At 54.6% G+C, this 12,496-nt stretch carries 6 protein-coding genes and 2 pseudogenes; 5 read left to right on the top strand and 3 right to left on the bottom strand.

The genetic code is table 11. The features are described 5' to 3' along the window. The first annotated feature begins 371 nt into the window (after positions 1-371). Together IE00_RS18900 and IE00_RS18895 are read left to right on the top strand one after the other, a co-directional pair. Positions 372-4,121 (top strand): glycosyltransferase, encoded by a 3,750-nt coding sequence (locus tag IE00_RS18900; protein ID WP_083554525.1) that lies wholly within the window; start codon positions 372-374, stop codon positions 4,119-4,121. Beyond that, positions 4,118-5,215: a hypothetical protein gene (locus IE00_RS18895; protein WP_139291552.1), complete on the top strand. Its 1,098-nt coding sequence runs from the start codon at positions 4,118-4,120 to the stop codon at positions 5,213-5,215. Before IE00_RS18900 ends, IE00_RS18895 begins: the two co-directional genes overlap by 4 nt. Before the next feature lie 6 nt (positions 5,216-5,221). Here IE00_RS18895 and IE00_RS18890 read toward each other — a convergent pair whose 3' ends face one another. After that, the gene (locus IE00_RS18890; RefSeq protein ID WP_072298719.1) at positions 5,222-5,902 is read right to left on the bottom strand and encodes a hypothetical protein; all 681 of its coding nucleotides are present in this window, start codon (positions 5,900-5,902) and stop codon (positions 5,222-5,224) included. Positions 5,903-5,967: 65 nt separating this feature from the next. Then, positions 5,968-8,379, bottom strand: a complete 2,412-nt coding sequence (locus IE00_RS18885) for a glycosyltransferase family 2 protein (RefSeq protein WP_072298718.1) — start codon at positions 8,377-8,379, stop codon at positions 5,968-5,970. A 1,484-nt stretch (positions 8,380-9,863) separates the two neighbouring features. Here IE00_RS18885 and IE00_RS20730 point away from each other — a divergent pair. Next, positions 9,864-10,512: pseudogene (locus IE00_RS20730) on the top strand (IS5/IS1182 family transposase); the annotation flags it as partial. Between the two features lie 92 nt (positions 10,513-10,604). On the opposite strand, the pseudogene IE00_RS19970 reads toward IE00_RS20730, so the two are convergent. Beyond that, positions 10,605-10,757: pseudogene (locus tag IE00_RS19970) on the bottom strand (IS256 family transposase); the annotation flags it as partial. Positions 10,758-10,979: 222 nt separating this feature from the next. Here IE00_RS19970 and IE00_RS18875 point away from each other — a divergent pair. Together IE00_RS18875 and IE00_RS20305 are read left to right on the top strand one after the other, a co-directional pair. Continuing rightward, complete coding sequence (locus tag IE00_RS18875; RefSeq protein WP_170864219.1) at positions 10,980-11,978, top strand: hypothetical protein; 999 nt, start codon at positions 10,980-10,982, stop codon at positions 11,976-11,978. A 186-nt stretch (positions 11,979-12,164) separates the two neighbouring features. Continuing rightward, positions 12,165-12,344 (top strand): hypothetical protein, encoded by a 180-nt coding sequence (locus IE00_RS20305; protein WP_170864218.1) that lies wholly within the window; start codon positions 12,165-12,167, stop codon positions 12,342-12,344. Positions 12,345-12,496: the final 152 nt, after the last annotated feature.

The following is a 12,496-nucleotide window of genomic DNA, read 5'->3' as shown; positions in this document are numbered from 1 at the left end:
ATCACCAGCGCCCTCACTCAGCCCTCGGCGCCAAGCCACCGGCGCTGGTCCATTGGCAGCGAAATGATCTCAACCAACCCGATCAGCAGGTGCAGCGAGGGGCTTAAATTACGCCAGAGCCCGTCCAAGAGATGGCGAGTGGCTCAATGGGGCAACAGGGGGCAGGTCACGATCGAACACCCAACAGTCTGACTTTTCTGTCTCGCAGGATTGCCGATGACGTGCCATTGGGCTTAAACAACTCGCAATCCAAGCGCCGTTGGACGTCAGTGCAGGTGGCGCTATGACCCAAAGGTCTAATCCAGTTGGCGGGGCGCCGATCATGGCCCATCCTGTCGGCAGCAGGCCAGAATTTTTTGACAGGTAATGCAATGAAAAAGCCGTTTTCAAGAATTGTTGCCGGCCGGAACAAAACCCACCAGACATTTGTAAATCTACTTGGGAAAGGCGCGGCTCTCGAAAACGAGGATTTTCGCGCTTCATTGCTAAAAAATCGTCTGCGACCCTATCGGATCGGCTTCAAGCGCAAAAATCTTGTTTCGGCTTTCTCGTCCAATCTGACCCGGTTGTTTCCAAGTCTGATCGCAGTTGACGACAGCGAAATTAACTCTACCGATCCTGTGCTGATGTATGGCGCAATTCTGGAGGATCCGGAGAAATCGCATGATAGCACCCAAAGGCTGATGCCACATGTACGGGCGACAGATCATGTTATTTTCTTTGAAATGGGGTTTCTCGCCTCGCCCACAAGCTGGTCGCAGGCTCTGGCTTCGGGCGATCCGGGTTCAGCCTGTCTGGGATATGTATTCGATGATCGGGCGCAATACTACATGGCCGATTACGAGACACGCCTCACTGAAAAACTGAATGGCGAATTTCATCTGACACCGCAGGAACGGGAACGCGCCTGCCGGTTGATGCACCGGATCGTAGATGCGCGGATTTCCAAATATAATTCGCAACCTTTTTTTATGCCTCCGGTCTCGCCCAGGCATGACAGGCGCGTTCTTGTTGTCGATCAGACCTTTGCGGATGCGTCGATCGCCTACGGTCATGCATCCGAAGAGACCTTCAAGAACATGCTTGAGGCGGCCCTGCGCGAAAACCCGGACGCAGAAATCTTGATCAAGACTCATCCGGACATCAATTGGGCCGACAAGGGAACACGCCGAGGCTATTTCGACCACATGAAGTCGGAAGGCCGGGTTCGAATCCTGCGCGACAGTGTCAATCCGTTTCAGATTTTTGATCTGGTCGAAAAGGTCTATGTAGGCACCAGCGGGCTGGGCTTTGAAGCGCTGCTGGCGGGCAAGCAGGTGGCTTGTTTCGGCGCGCCTTGGTACGCCGGCTGGGGCCTGACAGATGATCGTGTTTCCGTGCCCCATCGCCATCGGCAGCGCAGCCTTGCCGAGCTTTTCCACGCCTTCTACATCTGGTATACCATTTATCATCTTCCCGACGGCGAGGTGCCTTCTACCATCGAGAGCGTGCTGGACTATATCGAGGAGAAACGGCCAGTTCGCCCCATCCCTACGACCACCCCCTCGGCCCCGTTGCTGTCGATCGTGATCCCGGTCCATCAGGTCGAGCGCTACGTCGCGGAATGCCTTGGTTCGATTCAGCGCCAAAGCCTGCAGGATTTCGAGATCATCCTGATCGATGATCTCAGCACCGATAAATCGGCCGACATCATCAGCGCTTTCGCGGCGGGCGACCCTCGGATCAGGTTGATCCGGGGAACCGAAAATATTGGACCGGGATTTGCTCGAAACCGGGGCATGGCGGCGGCACGCGGCACCTACATCCTGTTCATCGACCCCGATGATTACATGCCCGACCCGGCGCATTTGGAACGTGTGATCGCCATGGCCGAAGCGGACGGGGCCGATATGGTGCGCTACAGGAAGCGCAACGAACAGCTCGAAGATCCAAGCGGCAAAATCATCGGCATGCGCAAGGATGCGACGGAGACGTTCTTCCCCGACGAAATCCGCAAGACAACCCTAGCCCGGACACCTCAGATCGCCCATTCGCGGCATTTCTGGAACTGGCTTTACCGGCGCGACTTTCTGGATCGTCACGGTGTCCGCTTCTTGACCACCTACCGCGAAGAGCGCGCCTTCCTGATGCAGGCCTATATGGCCGACCCAGTGGTTTCGGTCTGCGATAGCGACGGCGTCGTATACCGGATCCGACATGATTCCGCAGTTCGGCGCAGCCAGTCCATGAGCGACGTGATCGATCAGCTGACCAATTTTGATCAGGTCATCGAGCAGCTAGACAAGGGCGGCGCGTTGGATCCGTCATCCCCGAATTGGTGGCTGACCCGGTTTCAGGTGTCGCAGTTCCTCCACTATCTCTATTTTGGGTTCGCTTGGAAGGTCGCCAAGGCGGAACATCAGGCCGGCCACTTCATCGACCTTCTTGCCCGGACATTAGAGCGCAGCCGACTTGCCCCGAGCGATCTAATCGAGGATCCGTCCCAGCTTTCCGAGGCGCATCGGAACTGTGGAGCCTATCCTCTTCTGATGGCGGCGACCTGCTGCAAGCGGCGCGATCTTATCGAGACCGCATTGAACCTTGCGCCCGTCGAGGCGCCAAAGCTTTACGAGGAATTGCTACTAGAGCCCGCTACGACAGCGCAAGAGCGTCTGCAGGGCGCGTTGAACAACTATGCCCGAAATGAGCGAGTGGTCCCGGTTCCGGCGCCCGCCGCGAGCGTTCTCAAAAAGCCGCGCCTGATCATCCATATCGGCAGCACGAAGACTGGCAGCACAGTTCTTCAACACACGTTGGAAGATCATCGTCCGACCTTGCTGAGGCAAGGCATCTGGTATCCCGAGGTTGGGCTGTTCTGGCAAAAAAACCGCCCCCACAAGCAGGCCGGGCACGCGGGCTTCATCGCCGAGGCGATCAGCGGTGGATCAACGCTGCGCGACCATCTGTTGCAAGGTCTGGCGGCGATGGAAGGGCGGATCCATACAATTGTGCTGTCGTCGGAAGCTTTCTTCCTGAGTGCCAACGCGGCCAAGATTGCCCGGCTCTTCCATGATTTCGACGTTGAAATGGTGGTGTATCTTCGGCGGCAGGATGAATGGGCGAATTCCCAATATGCGGAATTCGTCGCTGGCGGGGCGATCAATTCTACCTCCCTCACCTTCGAGGAATGGTTGCAAACAGATCAGGCTGTAAGAGGTCTGGATTACAAGCGGATCATCCACGAGTGGGAACAGTATCTGCCAAAATCTGCCATCCACCCCCGCTGCTATGTTCGCTCATCGGGTAGAGCTTGGGACATCATCAAGGATTTTGCGGAGGTCACAAGGCTATCACCACTTCAGAATCTGCCGGTTGCCGCGGAAGAAAAGTTGAACACTTCGCGACTTTCTGCCGCCCATGTCGAACTGATCCGCCAGTACAACAAGAAGAAGTTCGCCAGCAAATCGGCCTATTGTAAGTTTATCGATATAGCCGGCGACCAGCTCAATCGCTGGCGCAAGGACCAAGGCATGTCGATGTCATCTCCTTGGTTCCTAAACGATATCTTGGCTACAGACATTATGGACCGTGCAGCTGTCGGCAATGATTGGATTGCCCGAGAGTTCTTCGCCACTACCGGCGACATGCTGTTCCCGCCCCGCGCAGCAGCCCCCGCCGATTGCGCGGTCCATCTGGCAGAGTTCCGCATCGTCGACGCCGCATATGCGATGATCGGATCTGGCAAAGGCCGCAAGGAGGCAAAGACAGATATCGTCAATTACGGGCTTTTCAGCTGGCGGCGCTGGAGCGCGATCCCGGCTCTGACGGCCGTCTATCGCCATCGCGGGAGGCCGGACCTAGCAAAAGCGTTGTCCTCGAATCCAGTGGAATTCGCGCGCCAGCATTGGGCCGGCCGTCACCCCCGGTTGCGTTGGCTTGCCTATTCGACGGCCAATCCGCTCGGGCCGCGCGAGATCCTTCGCCATTGGACGCCCCTTGTGGTGCCTTATATCCGCAGAAATTCCAGCGATCATGCCGCAAACGAGTTTCTAGCCGATCCGATCCGGTTTTCACGGCAATTGCAAAACCCCGTTCACCGCATGGTCGCACGGATACTGTTTCCGATGGGCGAGTTGCGATGACACCGGCAGACTGCGGTGAAAACCACAAGAAAAGTTCGGACCAACGGGTCGTGATGCTGGAAGTACCAGAAGCCTGGTTCGACGATCCGAGCGACGGCAATCTACATCAGCGGCTTTATGCCTCGATCTTGTCGGCTTTGGCCGAGCTGGATGTGGTGATCCGTCCGGTCTGGCTACCCAGGGGTGCGGACCTCGCGCCGCGGGACACGCGCGGCTACGATCTGGTTCTCAGCTATCATTCTTATGGGACGGCGGACAGTCGTCTGCTGCGCTGCAAGGAATCTTATATTCCGCCCTATTACACAATGGATGACATGGGCTATGCGTGCTTTTCCCGGCTGTCGTGCCACCCCGACGAGTTTTCCAGCGAGATTGCTCGCCAGGACCCGGCAGTTGCAGCCACGTATGTCCGCCACCTTGCCGAACGGCTGAGGCGAGAGAATTGCTCGAAATATTCTCAGCCGCCCTTCGGGGAAAATACTTTGCAGGGATACGTCTTCGTACCACTGCAGGTCCAAAGCGACCCGGTATCCCAGAAAGTCCCGCTTCAGATTTCTCGGGCACTGGAGGCGATCGTCTCGGCTGCCTCGGCGCGGGGCCTTCGCACGATTATCAAGCGGCATCCGCGCTGCAAGAGTGCGACCATGACAAAGCTGTTGCAACAGCTGGAAAAGAAACCGGATGTGGATATATCTACCGCCTCCGTCCATGCGCTGATGGCCAATGCGGAATGCGTGGTGGGGGCGAATTCGGGCGTGCTGTTCGAGGCACTGATCCAAGGGAAGCCCGTGATCAGCTATGGCGCCTCGGAATTTGCACGGATAACGCAGGCAGTCACTAGCTATGAAGACCTGTTCGATGCGGTTTCCGCGCCGCAGCCAATCGATCCCGAACACCGAGAAAAGTTTATCTACTGGTATCTAGAGAAACACTGCGTCAAGGCGGGGGATGTCTTGGGCATAAAAGCAAAAATAGAAAAATCCTTGAAACATTCCAGCAGTCGGAACGCCTACAATCAGACCGGCAATACTATCTATAAGCTACAGCTTCGGTTTCACTCGTTGAAAAGCAAAATCAAGCGCCGAATCTTCTGATCATTCTTACGGGCTGAGCTGCTCGCATTCCAGACCCAGAGTTTCTGGGCGGTGTTCAAAGCAGCTACGGATCACATCGCCTAGGATGCCGTCTTCCTTCAGGGTCTGGGCCACATTGTGTTCGACGTTTTTAACTGCACGGTGAAAGATATTTTTTGCGACTGGAAACAGCTTGGCATGTTTATAATCCAGCCCGTCACCGCCCGAGAAAATGTAATAGCAGGTTGTGGCGTTCATAAAGATGCCAGCATTTTCGACCGAATAATGTTCTATTTGAGAACTGTAATTCCGCCACCTCCGTTCCCAAGGAACTTGTTCCGGATCAATACTGAACTGAGGCGAAAATGCGATGCAGGTTTTCGTGGGGATATGATGGGTCGAAATGATAGCGTTGAAGCCACCCATGCTGTTCCCGATCGAGTGTACCTCTTTGCCATCAATATAGGGCGCAATGCATTCCTTGATCGTTCGGTAGTCCAGCGCGTTGCTCCAGGACCGGGTCGTATCAGTGATAAAGATGATATTGTCGAATGTCTTTCCGGCGCCGAAGAACTCTGGCTTTTGGACATCGATCCCACCCATCGCGTGACCCACGCCGGTGAAGGACAAAAGGACAGATCCGCTTTCGCACAGATTTCCGCCTTCACGAGCAACGATTTTGAGAACGGCATCTTCGTAGATGTTCATATTTTGTCCGGAGTGAAAGCTAGAGATTGCTCTTAAAATGGCATCGCATAATAATGGACGCCTGCTTATATCACACGTTTCAATGCGGTCTTGATCCCCTGCGGCAGCAGTTTCGAGGCGAGTTTTCGCCATGTTTTCTGCTGGCGCCGTTTGACCTTGACGGTTTTGACTGTCTTGGGCTTCTGTGTGTTTTTGATATTTATGGATTGGGCTGCGACACTTGCCGCACCTTTTTTGGTATCTCGCGGCTTGGCTGCGACCCTTGCCGCAACCTTTTTGACGGTCCGGGATTTGACTGCGACCCCTGCCGAACTTTCCTGAAGAAGATCGAAGTCAATCAAGCTTGCGATGGCAGGAAAATCATCCTGCGCGCTGACCCACTTAAACCACGCTTTATCGATCTCCTTCGAGCTCGCGTGATCGTCTTTGGTCTGCCACATGCCAGAGGTGTCTTGGTCGAAGAACTTGAAACTGGAGTTCTTCAAGGCGACATTGTTGCGGATCTCCAGATACAATTCGCCGCGGCGCTGGCGCGAAAGCTCTAGGGACTTGGTGAACAGGATCTTCAGCGCCTGCGCATCCGTCAGAGAGACATTGATCTGGGTACCTTTTTCCCAGGTTCTGATGCTATGCTCGAGGCCCAGCAGCCGGAAAAACCACTGGTCGACGCCTTCGGATTTGATCTCATCGTAGTCCGCGAAATGCGTGGAGCCGACATATGGCAGGCTTGCCATATGTGCCTTGAGGCGATCGTATTCCAAAAGCCCCGATGACGCCATCCGCTTCAGGAAGGAAGGCGGCGTTTGAACATAGCCGTTGAACGGGTTGGCGACCAGTTCCCGGTAGTAGGACTGAAGCCACGGGCTTTGATCCCGGAAGATGCCGACGATTTCAACATTTTGCGCGCCGATCCGCTTCAGAAGGCATCCCAATGGATCAATGTCAAAGAAGGTACTGGTCTCGCCCAGAAACATTGCGGACAAGACGTTTTCGGCCGATAGGACGACCGTATGCACCGGGGCCAACTGATTTTCAATTTCGGTTGCAAGATTGACCAGCAGCCGGTCATCGCCAACTAACGCCTTGCTGAAAAGCAGCGCATGACCGGGTGACCGGTCACGGCGGATTCCGCGGTCGCGCCCGCATCCTGCCAGCGGATAGAGGACCCCGTTTTTCGACAAGGCAAGTCGGCTATCCTCAAGAAAATGCTGAACGGCAGAAGAACCTGTCTTGGGCTGCCCGACATGCACGACAAGGCGCTTGATGCCTGCCAATGTCTTCCACGGATCGGCGGACACGGGCAGGTCGGCAAATTCCGCGTTGCGATTGAACCGAAGATAATGCGTGGCTGCTTCTTCGGCCCAGGAAAATTGGCTCTGCTCAGCTAGTTTGTACACGGTGAGATAATGCAAGCGCTGGCCCGCAAGCAGTTTTTGCATGAGGTCCCTGCGCCCCAGTTCCAGACAGATCCGCGCGATGTCGTAAATGCCTTCCTGCTGGGCCGTTTCTTTTTCTCCCTGGACCGAGAGATATCTGTCGCGAAACAGCGGCCCGGCATGGCGTGTCAGATCGTGCAGAGCGGTAAGATAACGCTGAGAGACCGGGGAATCCGCCTCGGTGCCTTCTGGGGCCAATCCCGTTGAGGGGTTCTGGCGAAGCAATTCCGCCCAGTAGAAGAAGGTTTGGTTCCAGTAGGCTCCGGCATTAGCGCGTTCGAAATCGCCACTAGAAACTTGATCGGCGCGGGCCCGTGCGAAGACCTGTGCCAAAAGTGTCATGTGGGTCGTAAAGAAGGACAGTTGGTCGTAATCTTTTTTCTTCATGGTGCTGGCAGGGTGCTCGCGATGCATGATCGCGACGAGATCCAGAACCGCAATAGATTTGGCCCGCAGCAGAGCTTCCAGAAAGAACAGCCGGTCTTCGCGTTGTCGCAAGACCGTCGAAAAGCGAATATTCTCTCGGTCCAGAAAGTCGCGGCGATACAGAATTTGCCAGCACTGGCGGACATTGACCAGTTGCGGGCAAGACGCTGCCGTACCGACCTCTTGAGACAACAGCGGCACGCGGTTGCGCGGCAATATCTTCCCGGATTTCTCGATGAGGCTGTCACTTTGCGCGACGCAAAGATCGGCATTCCGTCGGTCGGCCTCTTCGACCCAATGTGCAAGCACCGATGAATCAGTATAATAATCGTCGGAATCAAGCAGCGCCACATACCGCCCCTGAGCGACATTCAAGCCCGAATTTCGCGATCGCGCTTGACCTTGATTTTCACTGTTCTGAATAATTTGAAGGTGGGGATGATGGGGTAGAAAAGCCTGCGCTTTAGCAAGAGTCGCATCTGTGCTGCAATCATCCACCAAGATGACTTGAACTCGAATTTTTTCCTGATTCAGAGCAGAGCGAATGCAATCTTCAATATAATTCTCCGTATTATAGCAAGGAATAATAACGGATATATCAAAATCATGCGCCATGCCATGCACTTTCCTTGGAAGGAGGGGCCATAGGGAAGGAGTCCCACATCTGCCATGCCTGTAGACCACCTCCCGAACGATGTCCACTTTTCATCGACAGCTGGATATGTTGCGCAAATCGACCGAAGGATTCATCTTGCGAATCCAGCATGGTAGCTCGTGAGCATGAGTAGAGCAGCAGCTGCGACCTGCAAGGCCAGGAACTGGCCAGCCAGCATCGAAGCGTCCAAGCGCTTGGGTACACCGACTGTCTGGTTCCTTCTCCAAGATGAACTGGAATGCCGTGCCGACAGGCGGGCGTGGCCGCCAAAACGTAGACAGCGATACTGAAAAAAAATTCCAGATCCATTGCTTTGAGGCGGTCGGCATACTTCAGGCTCTGCAAGGGGACCTAATGAACAAGCGACTTATTCTGGCTAAGCGAAGCACAGATGACGCGCCTTCGCCCATCTGTTCCCAAGAACCGTGGTAGGTCATGTGTCGATGAACAGCGTGGCCTGCTCCTGTCTCAGTAAATCGCCCAAGGCTTGGATAAATGGCTCTAGACGTTTCCCGGCGCTTTTTTGCTGAACTCGACAGGCTCTATAGAAACGAAACGAGCCACGGAAGCGCACTCAGGATTATGGGCAATTTATCAACAAGCATATGTGTGAGTCAACTAATAATGAATATTGAAAAGGGATAAACCAAATATCACTGCCGAAGGCCAGCAATGCGCGTTCTTCCATCATTGGCTCAATGAAGAAGGCCGCAACATTCTCATCCACCAGATTGGTCGTGTTCAGGGTTTAATGGGATGGGCATAGCCATCTGACACTTTAAAGCCAATGCGAGAAGTCAGGGTGCCATTTTTATTGCCCTCATCTTTTTTACGGCGTGACCTGGGTTATTAAATAGCCGTCCCTGTCCCGTCAATTGGCATGCATGCGATCCGGCAAGATCTTTCCGCGGTCTATGCCCAACAAACCGGCTAGACCAATCAACCCGACTTTCTCAGATGGAAGATTGGTAACATTGCCCAAATATGTTCAACCGTCCCAAAGAGATACGCGTCGAGCATGACGACGAGCGCCAGGATCCAATAAAACCGCTTTTTTTTCGAATGTCCTGCTCTTGCTGGAGATTACTCTCAAGCCTCGCGGCAACGTCGTCGGTGCGAGATGGAGGGCTTTACCGTCAAGCGGTTTCGGGACTTGCCACTCGGGCTCGGTATTCGGTGACAGTATCCTCCTCTGGGATGACTATGCTGGTGCCGCCAGAAGGGTAGTATTTCGTTCAAGCGCCTCGAGGCCAACGAGTGTTTTGCGCGCGCTGGCCGGGCGAAAGCTGCGTCACAGTCCAGCGAGACTGCGCACGGATGAACTGGGCAGCAGGATTTAGCGGGACAGCCACGTTGGACGCCTCCTGTAGCCTAAAGCTTAAAAAGGTTGGATTTAATTGCCTTCGCTCCAAGCATCATTGGCTAGTAGAGTATATAGGTCCCCTACAATGCGCTGAGCCGCCACCAAAAAATGCTGGCTGTAAAAATCCCCTATCGCGGTTCCAAGGATCCGCTGGACACGCCGATTGACAGCACTGGTATCAAGGTCGGGTGTGGAGGCGATCGGCAGGCTCGCAAGCATGGCGGGCCCAAACGATCCGCCTGGCGCGTAATTCACCTTGGGATCGGCGAGAAAGCGCTGGAGGTTCGGATCGTGGAGATAACCGGGTTTCATATCGGTGATGAACCGATAGTAGCAGACCTGCTTGGCCAGAACTTGGAAGGCGATCAGATCAGCAGCGGCACCACTGACGGCGCCTGCGAAAAGTGGAAATGCCACGATGCCACCGTTGACTGGGGCGCCCATGGTATCACCCCGTCCCGCAAGAAGACCAAGCCGTGAAAGACCGTCACTGATGGTGCTGCTGCGCAAGATGAGCCTCCAGGCTTCCAAATGCCCTGACCGAGCTTTGTAGCGTCTATGAAGTGGATGCCACGGCAGGAGCGGCGTCGAGACCAAGATGCACTGTGTGAAGCTTATGGGGCAGCGCCTCATGTCGCCGGACTTCAACGGCCAAGTCTCAGAGATCTAAGTCCGCATTGCCATAATTAACGGCTACACCATGCTTGGGACCCCGGTTAACGCAGCGGTAAAAAAAGTCCTTCTGGCAAAAAGGAGCCTCGGCCATCACCTGATTTGTGTAACAGAGCCGGTATCGGCAGCGCGCTCTCGGTATCCGTTTTACCAGATCGTGCGTTCGCCGCGGCGCTCATGCCGGCCAACGCCGATCAGGCCCTCTACAATCAGTTGAAGGACGACATCCGCGATATTACGCAGCAAATCGTCCTGATCATGCTTGGCCAGAAGCGCAGAAAGGTCCATGTTGGTCTTGGTCATCGGGAACTTCCTAAGGTACGCGCTTGGAGCTTCGAAACTTCACCGCGACCATACACGTTGATGTCTATCCGAGATTGTAGCTTTGACAGCGCTCAAATTACACCGCTTACTCGGATACTATCGGGCGGCGCAACGAAACCACCCTTTTACATGATTTGCAGCCACTTGCTGCCACGATTTAACGGAGCCTTCACCCTGCGCTGCATTCTGCATATCGGCCCGATGAAAACGGGCAGCACCTCGATCCAGTATTTTCTTCGCGTCCGCGAGAAGGAGTTGGCTGATCGCGGATATTTCATTCCCAGAATATCCCATATGAATATGGCAGAACTTCCATATTCTTTCATGGAGGATATTCCCAAGACACGGACCAGTGATCGCTTGGGAATATCTTCAAAAAATATGAAGTCAAAACGATTGGAGTTTCTGAGAAGATACGACGTTCTTCTGAAAGATGCTGTGGAAAGAAATGCGCATACCTGCATCTTCACTTCGGAAATCCTAGGCTCTTTTTTTCAGGGCCGACATTCAGACGTCGATGCTGGCCGGTTACAGCATTGGCTCTCTCAGAGATTTTCTGAAATCGCCGTAGTTATGTTCCTCAGACGTCAGGACCTATGGTCCGTCAGTGATTATAAAAATCGGGTTAAGAACCACGGCCAGACGAAGCAGGATTGCCTGAGCCACGATACATGCATCGACTGGCACCAATTTCTCACGTCTTGCGCGGCGACGTTTGGCCAGGCGAATCTGCGTCCCCTTCTGTTTCCCGACAGCGTTCCCGAACCGCGCGACCTGATCACCGATTTTTGCCATGCCGCCGGGATCGACAGCGCGGGGCTTTACACGCCCTCCGAGGCTGATCGGTTTCGGCGCAATGCGGCAATTGACGGGCGGGCGATTGAACTGCTTCGGCAAATGAATGAAGCGCTGCCCGAGCGTGATCAATACGGTGTTCCTTCGTTTTTGCGTCAATTGGAAGCCATCCTGATGCGCGAAGTGCCAGAATGTTTTGTCCGACCCTCGAAATCGCAGGTTCAAGCCTTCCTGTCTGGGTACCACGACTCGAACGAGGCGGTGCGCGCGGTGTTTTTTTCCGACAGGCGTTCCTTGTTTTCGAACGACATCTCATACTACCCAGATAGACCGGTGTATCCAACCTATACAATGCAGGAGGTTGCCGGGATCATGTGCAGGTTGATTTACAACACTCGAACCTGATGCACCTATCACCTATTGCGAGGTACAATCTCGATCGGGCACGCGCTCCTCTAAAAGTGTTGCTTAGGTAAGCTTGGATGGCGTCTTCGATAACATGATAGTAGTCTGGCCACCCATATTTCAGGACTGCGCCTGCCTGACAGATCCGGCGCAGGGTTTTGTCGTTCATCATGGCCAGATTAAGCAATGGCGCAGATCAGCTTTTTGCTGGTGCTACCAAGGTATTCGGTGATGCCCCGCGCCCTGCCTACTGTTTTTGAACCATTCGAAGCCAGAGTTTTCGGCCTTGATCACAGCGACGGGCTGGCTGCGCCGCCGGGCCTTGAGCTACTCGCCATCTCTTGGACGGGATCTGGCGTAATCTAAGCCACTCGTTGCACCTGCTGATCGGGTTGGTTGAGATCATTTCGCTGCCAATGGACCAGCGCCGGTGGCTTGGCGCCGAGGGCTGAGTGAGGGCGCTGGTGATTGTTGAAGGTCATCCATGGCCTGATGGCCGCTTTCGTCTCCGATCCGGT

Origin of the sequence: Paracoccus sp. SM22M-07, assembly GCF_001887735.1 — a bacterium.
Taxonomy (GTDB): Bacteria; Pseudomonadota; Alphaproteobacteria; order Rhodobacterales; family Rhodobacteraceae; genus Paracoccus.
This window is presented reverse-complemented; position numbering and strand designations above follow the sequence as displayed.